The organism is Nostoc sp. DedSLP03, from assembly GCF_034530815.1.
Lineage (GTDB): Bacteria > Cyanobacteriota > Cyanobacteriia > Cyanobacteriales > Nostocaceae > Nostoc.
In genome coordinates, this window is sequence record NZ_JAVRCK010000004.1 from 118546 (window position 1) to 136020 (window position 17475).

Consider the following 17475-nt stretch of genomic DNA (forward strand, 5'->3'; position numbering starts at 1 on the left):
TTCATCTCCTTTTTAATTACAACGACTGAACTATTTTGATGACTTCTTGTATATGCTTGGCAAATTCCTTGCCTCTCAATATGGGAAGTTCGGGAACTTCATTTAATTTCTTCAACAGTGGGAATGTCAATTCCGCAACAACTTTACCAATGCCTTGTAACTCTGGATCTTTACCTGCCCAATCCCAGAATAGGCGATCGCGGTCTCTGACGAGGGAATAAACCAAGTAGCAACGGGCTTTTAGAACTGCGTTTTCTACACTGAGGTTTTGACGGTGAGCGATCGCATACCAACATGCCAGGTCATATAAAACACGGTAGTTTAACTCTGATGTGTCATCCCATTCCAACAAAATATGCTCAATTTTCTGTTTTGCTGCTTGAATCTCAATTTCATCACCTGTTAATAGCCCAGCAATGCTTTTGCGAACTGTAATCCGACGTTCAACAGATACATCCTGACATTTTTCTAGGGCCTCATCGTATTGTAGAATCGCCTGACGTTGCCAATGAATACCTTCCTTACCTTCAGATTCTTGTCCCAAGATACTATATGTTTCAGCCAAATTTTCGTAGGGTTGATACCAGTGTGGGTACAAATATATCGCTTGTTTAAAATCCTCAATCGCTAACTGGTAAAAGAAGTTGCCATGATCGGGGGCGCTAGCTTGATTGAGAGTGCCAAAAAAGTTATGTATCTGTCCTTGATAACGCTGGCGTCGGCGACCAAAGTAGCTCCAAGGTACTGCTACTACCATTTCCCGTCTACACAGTTCTAGTGCTAGCCAACGAGCAGATGGTTTTAGAAGCCTCCTGTAGCGGTCTTTAAGTGTCTGTGTTGACGACTTATTTTGAGTTTCTGCTGGCTTGTGATCATCTAACTCCCAAATGGTGTAGAGCTTAGAGGACAGGCGACCTTCTATATTTGTGATTTCAAAGGTAATCCCTAACTTGCTATATTCTTTTCCTTGACTTTGAAGGATAGTAGTAACTTTAGTGCCAAAAGGTGGGAATATTACTTTAAGTAGTTGCACTACTGGATCTATTTGGTCAGGCGTGAACTCGTTGAGTGAAGCCACTAATTCAGCGAGACGTTGTTCTGGAGTTGCTTGTGGTAGTGGCAACATATCACGAGGACGATAGGTTTCTGGCCCAACACTTTTAATATGCTCCTTCATTCGCTGCCGGACACTTTTCATCTCTTGTACCAGCATTTCTCGTGCTAGTTGGCTCAAACCTGGTAATACTCTGTCCAGTTCTTCATCAGCGCCAGAATAATTGCTGAAGTTATCGATAATCAGTTGGGATGAGCGGTAGGCAATTAGTAAGACGAGCCGATAAAGTACGATAATACTTAGTACAGCAACTACTCCTTTTGCCAAGGAAAAAGCGATCGTAGTTAAGCTTTTATCAAGTGCTTCCAAATCCTCTGCAAATGTCCTTAGGGGAACTGTCTTCTTGGACTTGCTAGGTATTGCTATTGCAGTAGGTTTTGGGGTAGCAGTGAACCGTGGTCTAGATATGTTCGTTTGGGTAAAAGCTGGGGTAGAGGTGAGAGGCAACAAAGCCAACAATAAGAAAATGTAAGCGTTCACAGGTTCAATATTTTCAGCTTCTAGTAAGTGGTAAATGTTACTTGCTCATCATAAACTACCAAGAGGTTCCCAAAATTTATGGTGAAAATTTTTAACAACTATCGACGAACAATTTCTTTGGCTAATTCGTTATGACTCATTTTTACAAAACGCTGGGTAAAGTGTAAAAAAGCCGATGTATTCTCCATCGGCTTCGCTAACAATATTCAACAAATAAATAGTCTACTGTTCCTGAATAGCTGCTGCTTTCGGAGGAAACTGAATTCTGGGATCTGGCATGAAATTGTATCTCAAGTACAATCCTCCTGAGACAAACAAGATAATTAACAACCCACCGATCCCAAGGGGACTAGGAAGCCAGAAAACTACTTCTATATGATTTAGCTCACCAGGCTGGAGTTTCCACACTAATCGATTGCCATTTTTTTCTGGCTCAATTGCAGTTTCAGTTAGTTGAATATTTTTAGCTCCCCAAGGAGTCTTCAAGCTAAATTCCAAATCGAGAATTGAACCAGCATTAGCTAGTACATTACCTTTGCTAGCAATTAGAGAGAGCGATCGCAAATCCAAATCATAAATCAACCGATTTCGGACTAAAAGTAAAAAATTATTCTCCTCCAAGAGGACGTTTGATTCAATTTTCGGCAGTTCTGAGTTAGATTCGCTCTGTACAGACTCAGAGGGTTGATTCGCACGGGAGTTAAAGAATTCGTTGAACTTCTCTTGCAATTCCCTACCACTGCTAAAAGGAATTGTGACGATGATTTCTTCTGGGGAAACTCGCTGTGCTTTACCCTCAAGTTGACGGGCGCGGCGTTCTATGCTCTTTAACCACTCATACACCGAATCGCCGCTAAAAGTGGTTAGCCGTTCTCCCAACTTAATATGCTGTACTAGTTCGCCACTATTTGAGTTGTCAAAGTTAAGCCCCACATCGTACTTCACACAGCCAGTCAGTAGCAGAGATGTTAACAGCACGAGCCACAGAATAGGATTTCGGATGGGAAAGATCCGGTTTATTCGATTTCGACCATTCACTCGTGAAGGCAATTTCATATTTGCCAACACAAAATTAAACGATCTGACTAACCACAAGAAAATCTTTCCGAAAATTGAAGAATTCATAACTATAAATCTCCCCAAAAGTCAACAGATTTATTATCAGCCAGGGGTTCCGGAAAAATTCAACCAAACCAAGTACGAGATGGTTAAACCAATGGCAATTAGCGCCACCCAGATAAAGCGATTATCTCTGGTATTGACCTGACTGAGGTCAACAAATTCTCGCTCGGCAGGTTTAGGCTTTTGCTCCCCAGAAGATTTAGTAGACTTAGCAGGTACAGAAATTTTGAGTTCATTATCGGCTAATGCGCCCAAATCGGGGATTTCGGTCATCCATTCGCTGGGTCTTTTTAGCTTTGGTGCTTTTAAGATATAAAGCATCCGCCGCGCTTGTTTGCTGATTTCAAAATGGGCATGGCGTTTGAGTCTTTCGCAAAGAGCGATCGCATCATCCGTGCGTCCAGCCGCTTCATAAGCTGTCACTAAATGAATTTCTACTTCGCCCCCAAGACGAGAATTACGAGCTAATAGAGCGCTGGCCTTTTCTAAATTTTCTACGGCTTTGCGGTATTGCCCATTCTCAAAGGCGACTTTCCCAGCCTGGTAGCGAGTTTTAGCAATTTCTAGACTTTCTGTATTCACGTCTTATACAAAAATTAGCACTATTTTCATTTTGCCAATGCCAGCAATCTTTTTGTAATCTTTTCAAAAGCTGCCAATCTGAAAGTGGATAAACTTCTAAAATTTTAAGTAAGTAGCTGCGACTATTTTCTGATTAAAAATTCCGGTATCTTATGCAGGTGAGCAAAATTATGTTGAAAATCAAGCATTCGCAACTGAATTGGCTCTTAGCAGGTATGACTTTAGCAGTGATGGGTGTAAGCATTGCTCCAGCTTCCGCCCAGCGCGCGTTCGTAAATGATGGTGGTTATGGAGTCAGGCGATCGCATTCCGCCGAGCGCGTGTTCGTAAATGATGGTGGTTATGGTTATGGAGTCAGGCGATCGTCGCCTTCTGTGGGTTCCTTTATTTATGGTAGTCCGATTCCCACACCTATGCTTGTAGACCCAACAACAGGACTGATACCACAACGCAATCATTACCGCGATTATTCCTATCCCCAGTTTAGGCAAAACGTGAGAAATTTCACGCCGATCGATCCAACAATTCGAGATTCAACCCTAATTAATCCAGTAATTATCAATAATTCATGGCCTCGTACACCATTTAGCGGTGGGCGATCGCGGGTTATTATTACCTATCCCCGGTAGAGTAGGGAGATGAGGGGATAATAAGAACTTTTTACTCCTCACTCCTCACTTCTCACTCAGCACTCAGCACTCTAATAGGTAAACTGCGAACCGAGAATCATTGTCCCAATCCCAACATCAGTAAAGATTTCTAGTAACAGGGCGTGGGGAATGCGGCCATCAATGATGTGTGCGGCACGAACTCCTTGAGCAAGCGATCGCACACAACAATTCACTTTGGGAATCATCCCACCGCTAACTATACCATCAGCAATCAACTCGCGGGCTTCACGAATATCTACTTTCGGAATCAAAGTAGATTGGTCTTTGTAATCTTTTAAAATTCCACTGGTGTCAGTCAGTAAAATTAACTTTTCTGCCCCTAATGCTGCGGCAATTTCTCCAGCTACAGTATCGGCGTTAATATTATAAGCTTGTCCCGTTTCGTCTGCGGCGACGCTAGAAACTACCGGAATATAGCCATTGCTAGCGAGGGTTTCCAAAATCTTGATATTCACATTGGTGACTTCCCCCACAAAGCCGATGCCTTCTTCACCTTGAGAACGGGCTGTAAATAGATTACCGTCTTTACCGCAAAGTCCTACAGCCAATCCACCAGCTTGGTTAATCAGGGAGACAATTTCTTTATTAACTCGACCAACTAAAACCATTTCCACCACATCCATTGTGGCGGCATCAGTGACTCGCAGACCATTTTTAAACTGTGGTTCGATGCCCAGCTTATCTAACCAACTGTTAATTTCTGGGCCACCGCCGTGGACTACAATCGGACGCAAGCCCACGCAGGATAAGAATACAATGTCGCGGATAACTTTGTCTTTGAGTGCGCTATCTTTCATTGCTGCGCCACCATATTTGACAACAACAGTGCGACCTGTGAATTGTTGAATATAAGGTAGTGCTTCGCTGAGTACACGTACACGAGTGGCTTCAGCTTGCCTGATGTATTCAGAATCGTTGACCGTCATGAGGAGCCTAACAGAGAGAGTTAAAACCTATGCAGTCAGTGTAGAAGACTTTGTACCTTGTAACAATATCTCATAGCTGCCAAGAGCAAAATAAGCTTTTTGGGTTCTATCGATCCCTTTATGGAGATTTAACACTAAAATGCCAGGATAGTAGGCAGCGTCACCCACACTTAAAAAAGCGCAGGTTTTTGGGGTTGCGTAGACGCTTTGCGGCTTGCTATCAGACATCGCGCATCGTAAGCGCAAACCGAATTATTGGAAACAAACAAATAATTTTATTTAGGGCTAATCTCAAATGCTAAATCAGCACGATAAAAACATACATTTAATTCTAAGAAAAAATTCATCTGTCCTAAAACAAGGGGAGCATTTCTGTCTCTTGTCCAAGCAAAAGCTAATTCCACATTTGGAAATTGTTCGACTTGTTGCTATCACAACCAATGCTCTTGCTTCAAATCTCTAGAATTGAAATCATTCGGCTGAAGCTAGAAAATGAAAATGACTACGCTGCTAATTCAAACTGAAAGCACACCCCTAACGGTAAATTTCCCCTCGCTGGTGCAGATGACAAAAGAGCAGTTCTATGAGTTCTGCCAAGCCAATAGAGATTTACGAATTGAGCGCACTGCTAATGGGGAAGTCATCATTATGCCACCAGCTTTTTCAGATACGGGCAACCGTAACTTTAACATTGCTGCACAGCTTGGATATTGGACTGAACAAGATGGTACTGGCATAGGCTTTGACTCCAGTACAGGTTTTACGCTACCTAATGGAGCGATACGTTCCCCTAATGCTTCTTGGATTGAACTGGAGCGTTGGAACGCCTTAACAGATGCACAAAAAGCCTCATTTGCACCAATTTGTCCCTGCTTTGTGATTGAGTTACGCTCCTCTAGCGACCGCCCGATCAAATTACAAGAGAAAATGCAGGAGTACATCGATAACGGTGCATCATTAGGCTGGTTAATCGATCGGCAGAATCGAAAAGTCTACATTTACCGTCCGAATCGAGAAGTTGAAATTTTGGAAAATCCCGAAGCAGTTAATGGTAATCCAGAATTACCAGGATTTATCCTACGGATGGGCAAAATTTGGTAATTTGAGTCTTCTTAATGAGAAACTTGTGTTTTGAGAACGCCAGGAATTGCCTCAAGTATTTGCTTGGCAACATCTTCAGGTGTATCTCCCTCTCGCTCGATGATGTGCAAATCGGCTTGAGAGTAAAGTGGTGTTCGTTGTTTGAGGAGCGATCGCAACTTACCTTTAGGATCGGCATCTTGCAGCAGTGGTCTTGTGGTATCCTCAGCTAAACGACTGTAAATTATCTCCACTGGCGTATCTAGCCACACTATCAAACCGTGGTGCAAGTAACCCCAATTTTCTTGCCGCAGTACAATTCCGCCACCAGTTGCGATAGTTAACTTTGTAAAAGCACAAACTTGTGAAAGTACGTCGCTTTCTAACTGGCGAAACTTGGCTTCACCAACTTCTGCAAATAACTGATTGATAGATTTACCTGTTGCTTGAACAATTACATCATCGGTATCTACAAACCCATAACCCAGTTCTTTTGCTAGTAAGCGCCCTACTGTCGTCTTACCAACGCCCATAATACCAATTAAGTACAGGTTGACTCCTTGTAATAAGCTGCTCACCAGTTGCTTCGCTCCAATTATAAGTTTTGAGTGCTGAGTCACAGCTTTAAATTATAAACTCAACGATTCAATCTAGGACTTAAAAATACGGAGTTTGATACATAATCGCGCAAACTCTAATAGTTTACTACGACTTGATGCCGATATTAGTAATTTACGCAGGCATACAAAAACAAAATAAACCTTCAATAATTTTATTTTCAACAAATATCAAAGTTTTTCACTTTGTCTATCTCAAATTTACTTATAACTTTTATAACTTGCAATTAGTTTTAAAATCTGCAAACTCATCTTCTATTTTAAGAGGAACGAAATGACATAATTACCGTTATTAATGTATTTAAAGTAACTTATGCAATAAATTAACGATTCTTCTCTGAAATTATCATCAGTAATAACTGATGAATTTCTTAGAAATGTAGTAATTTACCTGAAGTAACTAGGTAATTGCTGCATAATAATGCCTATGCTTAACCAAAAAATTAACCTAACTTGTTTGAAACTTTATTTAAACAATATCTGTCTATCTGAATAATCAGGGTTTTTACTCTGATGGTTAATTTTAAGTATACATAATACTGTGTTTCTAACAGCACAGGGTCGTTATTCTAAAAGTTCACTTATAACAAGACCCGCTCAATTAAATGTTTCTAATAAAGGTGTAAATAATGACTGATTTACCGCGATCGCCCAAAAAAAACTTGCAAAAAAATTGAAGTTTCGACACAAAGACTACTGCATATTCCACCCCGATAAGTCTGAATGAATAAATATAGAATGAATGAGGTGTCAACCATGACTCGAATTCGTGACGTTGTAGAAAGAGCTTTAGCAACTGGTTATTTGACAGTTGAAGCTGAAGATCAACTACGACAACTGTTGACTACTCGATATGACTTGGAAGATTTTAATGCTTTCATGACTTTGCAAGAAGCCGCCATGACTGGTAAGGTCAAGCAGGAGTCTAGAGAGCGGTGTGGCATTAAATAGAGATGTCGCCTGCTACATCTCACTGACGGGGGCGTTTACCATCATCTTCAAAATCATCATCATCCTCAAAAAATTCCCAATCATCATCATCGGCTTGATTGGTAGTTGGCGGCTGGTAAGGGGGGATAATTACTCGATAATCAGCATCGTAAATTGATTCAGTTTTTCCCGCTGCCGTATTTTTTGGCTCGCGGTAGCTGTAGGAGTAAACTGAACCAGACCGAGAGCTGCTTTTGGCTTCTGATTGACGTTCGTAAGTTGTTGAGTCTCTAGGTTGTTGAGCTTGAGAATTAGGAATAGGCGCTTCTTGTGACTTTTCATCAAAGTTCCAATCATCATCTCTACTGCTATTTGTCTCCCAATCATCAAATTCCTCACTGCTAGACTCTTCATTTTTACTAGCTGGTGGTGGAGGACTAGCAGGGCGAGATGTCGGTTCTTGTCTTTGAGTTGCCTTCGCACGACTTGAAGGGGCGGTTGCTCTATTAGAAGTTTGGCGTTGTCCTGCCACAAAATAATTGGATAAATTAAATAAGGTAGCAATCAATATTGATGTGAAAGCACCAGTGGCAGTACTGAACAAAATCCATATCGCTAGTGGTAATGGTTGAGTTCGCACGCCCAAAAATACTAGCGATAGAGCAGGTGAGAAATTTTGGACTAATAACAGCGTTAGTCCTCCCAGTACTGCCACCAATAGAATTAAGCGAATTACAGCCATAGCAATTTTGTCGATTGTCAATTATCAGCAGTCAATTATCAATAGTCAGCGATCGGTCTAGTTATTCTTCACTAATTACTGTTCGCTGACTACTGACACTATCAGCCATCTCTATCATTACCTTTTTAGGACTATTGTGAAATTTACAATAGACTTCTTGGCATTTGTCGGGGTAAAGGTGAAGGGGAAAAGGGTAAAGAAACTCAAAACCTTTCCCCTTTAACCTTTACCCTTTTCCCTGTCTTGGAAAAATATATTTTTGCAAGAGGTCTAATAAATCTACTCAGGGTGTTAGCGACGACCTTGCCACCGCTGAATTGGAATACAGTCAATATCTAGTTGATCTAAAGCACGGGCAACTACAAAATCAACTAAATCTTCGATGGTTTGGGGATTGTGATACCAGGCGGGAATAGCGGGGACAACTCTAACTCCAACTTCTGCTAAAGAAGTTAAGTTACGCAAGTGGATGAGGCTAAAAGGCGTTTCACGCGGGACAATAACTAGCTTTCTCCCTTCTTTGAGTTGGACATCTGCTGCCCGTTCTAGTAAATCGGAACTCAAGCCAACTGCTAGCTTTGCTACTGTACTCATGCTGCATGGAATAATCATCATCCCCAGAGTGGCAAAGGAACCGCTGGCAATTCCGGCTCCGACATCGCTCCAAGGATGACACCGGAGTTTACCGGCAAGTGCAACACCGGCTTGCTCTCGCCAGAATTGTTCTTGCCCAGTTGGTTCTGGTGGCATCCGAATTTCCTGTTCTGACTGCCAAACCATGTAAGTTGATTTAGAGGCAACCAATTCAATGCTATACTCTGCTTCTAGCAAAAATTTGATCGCGCGAACAGCGTAAATCAGACCAGATGCGCCTGATACGCCTAAAATTAAAGGTTTGGTGTTATTTGACACGTAATTTGTAGTGGATTTTACTCGTCTTCAGAGTAAGGATCTAGGTCATCAGGCTCCATATCATTTGGTAAGTAGAGGTCTGAAAGGTCTTCACGGGAATCATTGCCAGTTAAACCTTTGGCAATGCCATCGCTGCCGACTGTTACCAAATCAATTTGCTGACGGTAGTAATCGACACTCTTAACTTGGACGGCGACGCGATCGCCTAATCGATAAGAAGCGCGATTTTTGCGCCCAAACAGTGCTTGTTGTCTGGCGCGATATTCATACCAATCATCTTTGAGAGAACTGACGTGTACCAATCCCTCTACTCGCAAAGGCACACCAGGATTACTGCTGGACTCCACCTCAGCCGCGGGCACTTCAATTTCCACAAAGAAACCGTAGGATTGAACCCCAGTAATCACGCCTTGAAATACCTGACCGATGCGTTGCTTCATTAGTTGGGCTTTTTGCAGTCCGGCTAAATCAGCTTCGGCTTCTTGAACTTCTTTTTCTCGGTCGTTGATTTGGACAATTACCCTAGTCAAATCGCTTTGCAGTTCTTGTTGCAATTCTGGGGGTAAAACGTTCCAGTTAATTTCCTCGTGGCTAGAGGAGTGGCGCAAGTTAACGCGCTCTCTGACACGGGTATTGCGGCGATCGCGTCCGTTTTCCAGTAGCGTATAATACACTCTCTGCATCAGCAAATCTGGGAACCGCCGCAAGGGAGCGCTAAAGTGAACATATTGCGGTAATGCCAGACCAAAGTGAGATCCTTTGGTGGTACTGTATGCAGACGGCTTCAGTGTATCTTGTAATAAGTAAGTAAGAACTTGCTCGGAGGGAGATTCAGCAAAAGCTGTGGTCAAGTGTTGGTAATCTAAAGGTTGGATATCAACTTCTGGATCTAATGTGAGGTCAACGCCTAAATTGACTGCCAATTTCAGCATTTCCTGGACATCTTCAACATCAGGTGTGCCTTGAACTCGCCAGATAGCCGGAACACCAAGAGCATTTAAGTGAGTTGCAAACAGTTGATTAACTAATAACACCAACTCCGTGAGTAGCGATCGCACTGGTAAATCATTCACCACCACAGCGCCGAGAATCCCCTCATCATAATAGGCGTTTTGGCTAGGCGGCAGATTCAACTGGAGGCTACCACGATTTAATCGTACCTGTTTCACGGCTGTTTGCAAGGCTTGGAGGTCTTGCAGGATTTGGAAAACCTGGGATGATTTATCTTCAGCTTCACCTGTAAGAATTGCTTGGGCTTCTTCTGTACTCAGTGCAGTCTCGATATTGATTACACTGGGTTGAATTTCCCATTCCAGTACTTCTCCCGATTGGGGATCGATGGTAATTAAAAAAGAGATGGTTAAGCGATCGCTCCCAGGTACTAAAGAACAGCGTTCTGCTACAGCTGGGGGCAAGATTGGCAGCACCAATTCTCCTAGATACACTGATTTGCCTCGTTTGAGTGCTTCTCTATCTAAGGCTTCGTCAGGTTGGACATAGTGAGAAACATCGGTAATATGAACGCCCAAAAGCCAATTTCCAGCTAAGTTTTTTTCTAAACTAAAAGCGTTTTCTATAACTTTGGTATCGCTATTTACTCCTTCAATCGTGAGAGTAAACAAATTACGTAAATCCAGCCGATTTTTCAGGTCTGCTTTCAGGAGCTTTTTGGGCAACCTCGCAGCTGCTTCTAAAACATTATCTGGAAAAGTCCGGGAAAGGTCGTGTTTGCACGTAACTAAATCTATATCAGCAGCAGCTTCGGCATCGCTACCGAGGATTTGCACCACTCGACCAAGGGGAGGATATTGTGCCAACGGGTAACGCAAAACTTCCACATGAACCAGATGATCGATCGCTTCTTCTAACTTTGCCCCGTTCGGTTGAATCTTGAGTTCAAACAGTAAGCGATCGTCTAAAGGCACAGCCCGAAAACCAGTTTCTACCTGCTTAATTCGTGCCAGTAAAGTGTGGTTAGAGCGTTCGAGAATCAGCTTCACCTCCCCTTCGGGAGAGCGACGGCGACTGCCTTCTTTGAGAACTCTTACCAAAACGCGATCGCCATTCCAAGCATTACTCAAATGGCTTTCGCGGATGTAAATATCCTCGGCTCCTTCCACATCTTGAATAGCAAAGCAAAAGCCTTTACTAGAACAACGGAGTTTTGCCTCGATTATTCCTTCTTCTGAAACACGGCGGTACTTGCCCCGTTCCTTCACTAAAATACCGATTTTTTCCAGAACATCTAAGGCAATGTGAAGTTTTTGTAAACTTTTTTCATCTTCACAGCCAAGTTTCTTTTCTAAAACCTTCCGAGCTACCAATTTATCATCGGTGAAATTGGCAAGGAGTGTAGCGATTGAAAATTCCATGCAGTGAACCGACCTTTGGTCAAAACATCATTTGTTGTTTAATCTGGTTCTTTTCTGTATACTCTCACGGCTTACAGAAACAAGCTGGAAACTAATTGCTCTGAAGCAAGCTTCCTAAGTTCTAAGGAAAGGAAGCCCGACCCAGTAAGAGCGGGAAACTACTCTCGCAGTTCCTTTGCAAAGAAGCCGACCCACGGACAACTCTGGGCGTTTACGAACTTCTCACTGCACGATGCTCTCAGAATTTGCCTGCGTTCAAGTCCCTTCACCTAACCAAACTTAAGATTGCACGCCTGATTAAAATTTAGCCCCGCTAGTTAATTACGCGACGGGTTTTTAAGAAGCTGGGTTTAGAGAATCCATACTGCCCAAAAGCGCTATGCAAGGGAGCCACTGCGGTGAGGTAGCCCCCGTCTTGGCGTTTCCCGTCGATAGCGCAGCGTTAGCGAGTTATCGAGCGTCTGGGGTCTCCCCAAGTAAAGGAGGCAGTGCGGTCTTGGGGTCTCCCCAAGTGGAGCAACTGCCGTCAAGTGGCATGGAAACTACAGGTGTTTGATTGTCTAGAGAGAAGGTAATTTTACGCCATTAGACTCTGATTTTTAACTAAAAGGAACTGCTGGTGAACCCAATTTTCCCACATGTAGAATCGGTAACAATTAGGTAAGCAGCTTAATAAGCAGCGAGGGCGAACCTTATCTCCATTATTGTAGATTTAGAGCGCACTTCCAGAAAATAGTTCTAGATATAGACTTGGGTAATCAGTATAGCATTGCAAGCAAGACTACCCAGATAAGTTAGCACTGACCAAAAATTTCGTCAAAAAAGAGCTACTGCTACAATTGGGACACTAGGCAAAGCAAGAATATCATCTTGACGGCTGCTTAGAGGAGAGAATTATACCTACTCATCGCCTGCCAAGAAGCTAGATGATACATAGTAGGCAATTAAAAATGAATAAATGCAATATTGGCAGGCATCCTGAGTATCGAGTAGATGTAAATTAAAGTAAGGGCAGCCGATCTCGCTTGAATATACAGGCAGTATCAACCCCGTTATTAAAAATATTTAGATTGGTAGCAGTATTATGTTGGCTCAATTCCAGAGCTTGTATCCCAAGGGCAATTTGATTTCTGAATTAGTGCAAATTTTTCAAGGAAAATATATTGTTCGGGCAAGCGTGCAAATTGAAGGCGTAACCCGTGCTACGGGTATGGCAGCGGCAGAAACAATAGAAGCAGCAGAAGACCAAGCTAGAAACAGGGCGCTGATAGTTTTGGGTATTACAAACGCACCACCAGAATCAGTAGCGTTAACCTCAAATCCAGTTTCCCCAGCACAGCTAAATCCTGACTTAAATATTAATAAAGCTGGATTGAGTGAGCCTGCTGCTTATTCCTCTGCAAAAAATGAGGATTTTGTTAGTACTCAGTGGCCAGCAGTCAGCGACAAAGAAATCTCTATACCGCCTTCCAAACAACGGAATATCAAACCAGAAGTAGTAACAAGCAGTAAGGAACAATACGGGTACAGCAATGCTGCGCCTCTAAACGATACCTATACCCAGGATTTAGGTCAAAACTTTCCTATGACTGCCAAGCAGGAGCTAGAATTCGATCCGCCAGTTGAGAACTTGGAAATAAATTTTGATAACCAGCCAGAAAATCAAACCTTTCCGGCAATTTCTGCCAACAATGTCACACCATTTACACCCCGGACTTACAGCCCTCAAGAAAATGCCACTAGCCCGTCAGTGACAGGAAAGAGAAAGAAAAAAGCTGAACCCGTAGATTTATCAGATGTAATTGCGAAAACAGATGTCGAACTTCAGCGCTTAGGCTGGACACCAGAACAGGGACGGGAGCATCTGATTGAAACCTACGGTAAGCGCGGGCGGACTTTGCTCACTGAAGAAGAATTACACGGATTCCTCAAATACTTACAATCTCAGCCAGACCCAATAGCAGGATTTTGATTTGTCATTTGTCATTTGTCATTGGTCATTAGTCATTTGTAAGGGCTAATGACTAATAACATCGGCTCTTGAAACAGTAACGAAGCTATGATCTGTGAATTTTTCTGAAGTAATTGCTCAAACAAACGTTGAAATGCAGCGACTAGGGTGGACAATAGACCAGGGACGGGAACATCTGATAAAAAATTATGGTAAGCGATCGCGTACTTTACTAACACAATTAGAATTACTAGACTTCCTTCAATACCTTGAATCTCAACCATTAGAGCGAGTTGTGAGTGCCAAAATTAATGTTGACATCGAACAGTTATGTTGGATGGAACAGCAGGGACAAATTAATTCTGAAATCGAACGGTTATGTTGGATGAAAGAGGAGGAACAGGAGTATGTTACAACAACTTCTAGCAAGCAAAGTCAGAATTCGCCTACTCAAGAAGAACTATTAGAATTACTCAAATATTTTGAAGCTCAACCTATAGTAGAATACCCCAGCAATCTTGATGCAGAATATGAAGAGTTCCAATATCTCTCTACATACTCAGAAGAATCAGACAATGTAATTACTAGAATATCTTCTGAGGATTTATCTCGGATATTAGCTAAGACCGATGTCCAAATGCAGCGTTTAGGCTGGACAACAGAACGGGGACGGGAGCATCTGATTAAAACTTATGGTAAGCGATCGCGTACTTTGCTGACAGAAGCAGAATTACTAGACTTCCGGCAATACCTTGCATCCCTTGCATCTCAACCAACACCAGCAGATTTGTCGGATGTAATTGCTAAAACTGATGTCGAAATACAGCGTTTAGGCTGGACACCAGAACAAGGACGGGAACATCTGATTGAAACCTATGGTAAGCGCGGGCGGACTTTGCTGACTGAAGAAGAACTACACGGATTCCTCAAATACTTACAATCTCAGCCAAACCCAATAGCGGGATTTTGATTAGTCATTTGTGATTTTTCATTTGTAATTAGGGCTTACGCATACTCTACGAATTCTCGGCGCTCTTCTTTTCGATACGCTGCGCGTTGGCGTCAGCCTCTCACAGAGAAGGTGGTTCGATAAATTAAGCTTTTTAGCAATTTTTGCATAACTCCTAGTAATAACTAATACGAATTTGCCAAAGATAGTATTATTTGGACGGAAATAAAACTGTGATTAACTATGCCTCGTGTGCGAATTGAAATTGTACCGCACCTGGGCTATCCAGAATTGATTCGTCTAGAACTTATGTATTGACAAAGAAGACAATTAGTGGATTAGGGTTAACGAGGGAAAAATACCCTCTTGAGTTGAGAAAGATCAAAAGTGCGATCGCGCTTTTGATCGGCGAGTTTACAGGATTGATTACACCCGTGCATCTACACTGACTTGATACTGAACTTTGTTTGAGCTAAACTGTCTGCTCCGGATAATGACGAAGTAATTTCCTGCGGCTAGATTCTGGCGTGTAATTTGGTGGGAAAATGAGTCGCGACTTTGGCCAATCACTTCGCCTTGATTGCGATCAATTTGACCATTGTTGTTTGAATCCCTAACTAATAACAAATCTGTCCGTCCTCCGTTCGGGGCAACGCCTTCCAGTCTTAAACGTAAATTAGAGCGCCCCGTAAGTAGGACTTTTCTAAAGTCTTCTAAGTCATCGGTGGTGGTCACATCGCCTTTAATCTGAAGAAATCCTTGACCACTATTCAAATTACCTTCAAAATCGGCTGCAAAAATGCTATTGTCGTTATCGGGTGTCGCAAAAGCTGGGGAAACCAATCCACAAGTTAATAAAGTTAGCAACGTTAGCTTAAGACTTGATTTGAAGCAATTCATGATGTTTCTTCCTGAAGATAAATGTATTGATTTTTGGTATTACACACTGTACAAAATGACTTAGTGTCTTTGTAATCTAAATCTAAATTAAGCTTTTAATAAAAAAAATACAGTCTGAAAAAGACCTTAATAGTATGAAGTTGAAAATAAAATTTAAATTGCTTGGTATTATTTAGTCACAAAAAGTTTGTTTTGATAACATCGCTGCACTCCAGCAAACTAGTTTTGAGGCTAGTGTAAAGCGACAAATTATGGTTATTCACAACTTTTGACGATCCTATGTCAGGATCGAAATGTGTATCTTCAGACAATCAAAAGTTGGAAATTATTCAATATCTGCTACCGGATCGAGACTACCTTCATCTCGACAAATAGGATCTTGACGCTTTAAAATCGAGTTTTTACAGCTATTTTCAGGTAAATGAACCACAAATAGACCTCACTTCCATTCCTCTCTCCTACGAGGAGAGAGGCTTTGATTTTCTCCCCAACGCTAGTAGGGAAGGGGCTGGGGTTAGGTCTCATAATTGTGGTCTAAATACATAAAAACTGCTGTAATTCAAATAACCCCTCTTCAGTTATGAAAAGGGGTTATTTTTAGGGTTTAAAAAATTAAAAGTGGTAAATCACTATTTACCAATCGTGACTATTAATTAAGAACAGCAACTGCTGGGCGGCTACCAGCGGAGTGACGGTCAATTACTTGGTCAATCAAACCGTAGTCCCTGGCTTCCTCTGGCGACATGAAAAAGTCACGTTCAGTATCTTCAGCAATCCGCTCAATTGGTTGACCTGTATGTTCGGCTAAATAGTCATTTAGCCGCCGCTTATGATAGAGAATTTCCCGCGCCTGAATTTCAATATCAGTCGCCTGTCCTTGAGCGCCGCCTAAAGGTTGATGAATCATAATCCGAGAATGGGGTAGACTCATCCGCTTACCCTTAGTACCCGCGCTGAGGAGAAAAGCGCCCATACTCGCCGCCAATCCGGTACAAATTGTACAGACATCAGGGCGAATATGTTTCATAGTGTCAAAAATGCCCATACCAGCCGTCACCGAACCACCGGGAGAATTGATGTACATATAAATGTCTTTCTCCGGGTCTTCAGCATCCAAATACAGCAGTTGGGCAACAATCAAGTTGGCAATATTGTTATCAACTTGTTGTCCCAAAAAGATGATGCGCTCACGTAACAGCCGTGAGTAGATGTCAAAGGCGCGTTCACCTCGACCCGATTGTTCAATAACGATAGGAATCATGGAAGCGTGTTTGTGGCTACTTTAAATACATTTTATCGGTGACAGCACGAAACTGGGGCTGATCTCTACTATTCCCAGATGGATATAAGTAAATCTTGCCTATTCTGTCTTATTCAACAAAGGAGCAAAATTTGCTTTTGCAATAGATTCAACCTCCAAGGGCACTTTTTAGCGACAAAAGCTGTCTAAGAAAATATCCCGGTTTCGGGAAGAATAAATCAAAAAACTTCGATTGTCGCCAATCTTATATCTCGGACTGTGCTGTACAACCTTGGCGATGTATCGACTAGACCGATAACCGAAATCCGATTTGCTTAGGGAATTATGTTAACGAGCAGTAACATTTTAAACATTTTTTTAGGATTTCCTTCGGCATTTATCAAGTTATTTTTGTTAGATTCGGTAAATCGTGAGTACGAGGTGTATTTAGAATAACCAGTCGCAGTTGAAATGCTATCCATTCACAAGAGACGTGCCATGCTGGAAAAACTTATACAAGCCGCCATCATCACCTTCTTGCTCCATCTGATAGCAGGACTTAGCCCAAATACTTTAATACAAACAAAGACAGCATCACCTGTGCGAGAAACGCCACCAAATATTGTTAGCTTGCTATTGCGATCTTTTCAATAAAAATGTTTCATAAATTGCAATGGTGTAAGTAAGAAGGCGTACATAAACCCAATTATTTGGGACTGAGAAAAAATAAATTATCCTAAATTATTTGTAGATTTGTAGAGGCACAAGGCCTTGCGCCCCTACGTTCGCTGAAAGTCCCTTAGATAAAAATAATTAATTGCTTTGTAGTTAGCGCTGACTACAAAACTGCATTTTTTACACCAACTTACTTAGGCGAGATAAAAAAC

General features: G+C 42.1%; 16 protein-coding genes. 6 read left to right on the forward strand and 10 right to left on the reverse strand.

The window, feature by feature from the left end; genetic code table 11:
* Window positions 1–16: 16 nt before the first annotated feature.
* The 3 genes from RM368_RS03335 to RM368_RS03345 form a co-directional block, all read right to left on the reverse strand.
* On the reverse strand, window positions 17–1594 hold the full coding sequence (locus RM368_RS03335) for a hypothetical protein (protein WP_322692731.1): 1578 nt from the start codon (window positions 1592–1594) through the stop codon (window positions 17–19).
* 222 nt (window positions 1595–1816) lie between these two features.
* Complete coding sequence (locus RM368_RS03340) at window positions 1817–2719, reverse strand: DUF3153 domain-containing protein (protein ID WP_322692732.1); 903 nt, start codon at window positions 2717–2719, stop codon at window positions 1817–1819.
* A gap of 36 nt (window positions 2720–2755) precedes the next feature.
* Window positions 2756–3298 carry a tetratricopeptide repeat protein gene (locus tag RM368_RS03345; protein ID WP_322692733.1) on the reverse strand — a complete coding sequence of 181 codons (543 nt, stop codon included), beginning with the start codon at window positions 3296–3298 and terminating at the stop codon, window positions 2756–2758.
* A 170-nt stretch (window positions 3299–3468) separates the two neighbouring features.
* Between RM368_RS03345 and RM368_RS03350 the strand changes: the two genes are divergently transcribed.
* The gene (locus RM368_RS03350) at window positions 3469–3927 is read left to right on the forward strand and encodes a hypothetical protein (RefSeq protein WP_322692734.1); all 459 of its coding nucleotides are present in this window, start codon (window positions 3469–3471) and stop codon (window positions 3925–3927) included.
* 71 nt (window positions 3928–3998) lie between these two features.
* On the opposite strand, the gene argB is transcribed toward RM368_RS03350, so the two are convergent.
* Window positions 3999–4895, reverse strand: coding sequence for an acetylglutamate kinase (gene argB / locus RM368_RS03355; protein ID WP_322692735.1), 897 nt, complete (start codon window positions 4893–4895; stop codon window positions 3999–4001).
* A gap of 498 nt (window positions 4896–5393) precedes the next feature.
* On the opposite strand from argB, the gene RM368_RS03360 reads away from it, so the two are divergent.
* On the forward strand, window positions 5394–5996 hold the full coding sequence (locus tag RM368_RS03360) for a Uma2 family endonuclease (RefSeq protein WP_322692736.1): 603 nt from the start codon (window positions 5394–5396) through the stop codon (window positions 5994–5996).
* An 11-nt stretch (window positions 5997–6007) separates the two neighbouring features.
* Here RM368_RS03360 and RM368_RS03365 read toward each other — a convergent pair whose 3' ends face one another.
* The gene (locus RM368_RS03365) at window positions 6008–6553 is read right to left on the reverse strand and encodes a shikimate kinase (RefSeq protein WP_322692784.1); all 546 of its coding nucleotides are present in this window, start codon (window positions 6551–6553) and stop codon (window positions 6008–6010) included.
* A 795-nt stretch (window positions 6554–7348) separates the two neighbouring features.
* On the opposite strand from RM368_RS03365, the gene RM368_RS03370 reads away from it, so the two are divergent.
* Window positions 7349–7543 (forward strand): hypothetical protein, encoded by a 195-nt coding sequence (locus RM368_RS03370; protein ID WP_289797223.1) that lies wholly within the window; start codon window positions 7349–7351, stop codon window positions 7541–7543.
* A 19-nt stretch (window positions 7544–7562) separates the two neighbouring features.
* On the opposite strand, the gene RM368_RS03375 is transcribed toward RM368_RS03370, so the two are convergent.
* The 3 genes from RM368_RS03375 to RM368_RS03385 all read right to left on the reverse strand — a co-directional run bounded on the left by RM368_RS03375 (window position 7563) and on the right by RM368_RS03385 (window position 11548).
* Entirely contained in the window at window positions 7563–8264 is a 702-nt protein-coding gene (locus tag RM368_RS03375; protein WP_322692785.1) for a LapA family protein, read from the reverse strand.
* A 291-nt stretch (window positions 8265–8555) separates the two neighbouring features.
* Window positions 8556–9176 (reverse strand): flavin prenyltransferase UbiX, encoded by a 621-nt coding sequence (locus RM368_RS03380; protein ID WP_179065018.1) that lies wholly within the window; start codon window positions 9174–9176, stop codon window positions 8556–8558.
* A gap of 17 nt (window positions 9177–9193) precedes the next feature.
* Window positions 9194–11548 carry a ribonuclease R family protein gene (locus RM368_RS03385; protein ID WP_322692737.1) on the reverse strand — a complete coding sequence of 785 codons (2355 nt, stop codon included), beginning with the start codon at window positions 11546–11548 and terminating at the stop codon, window positions 9194–9196.
* Between the two features lie 1084 nt (window positions 11549–12632).
* Here RM368_RS03385 and RM368_RS03390 point away from each other — a divergent pair.
* Both RM368_RS03390 and RM368_RS03395 read left to right on the forward strand, forming a co-directional pair.
* Window positions 12633–13520, forward strand: a complete 888-nt coding sequence (locus RM368_RS03390; protein WP_322692738.1) for a hypothetical protein — start codon at window positions 12633–12635, stop codon at window positions 13518–13520.
* Window positions 13521–13614: 94 nt separating this feature from the next.
* Window positions 13615–14469, forward strand: a complete 855-nt coding sequence (locus tag RM368_RS03395) for a hypothetical protein (protein ID WP_322692739.1) — start codon at window positions 13615–13617, stop codon at window positions 14467–14469.
* Window positions 14470–14874: 405 nt separating this feature from the next.
* On the opposite strand, the gene RM368_RS03400 is transcribed toward RM368_RS03395, so the two are convergent.
* Both RM368_RS03400 and clpP read right to left on the reverse strand, forming a co-directional pair.
* Complete coding sequence (locus RM368_RS03400; RefSeq protein ID WP_322670747.1) at window positions 14875–15348, reverse strand: hypothetical protein; 474 nt, start codon at window positions 15346–15348, stop codon at window positions 14875–14877.
* A 649-nt stretch (window positions 15349–15997) separates the two neighbouring features.
* Window positions 15998–16609: an ATP-dependent Clp endopeptidase proteolytic subunit ClpP gene (gene clpP, locus RM368_RS03405; RefSeq protein WP_322692740.1), complete on the reverse strand. Its 612-nt coding sequence runs from the start codon at window positions 16607–16609 to the stop codon at window positions 15998–16000.
* A 450-nt stretch (window positions 16610–17059) separates the two neighbouring features.
* Between clpP and RM368_RS03410 the strand changes: the two genes are divergently transcribed.
* Window positions 17060–17242 carry a hypothetical protein gene (locus tag RM368_RS03410; RefSeq protein ID WP_322692787.1) on the forward strand — a complete coding sequence of 61 codons (183 nt, stop codon included), beginning with the start codon at window positions 17060–17062 and terminating at the stop codon, window positions 17240–17242.
* Window positions 17243–17475: the final 233 nt, after the last annotated feature.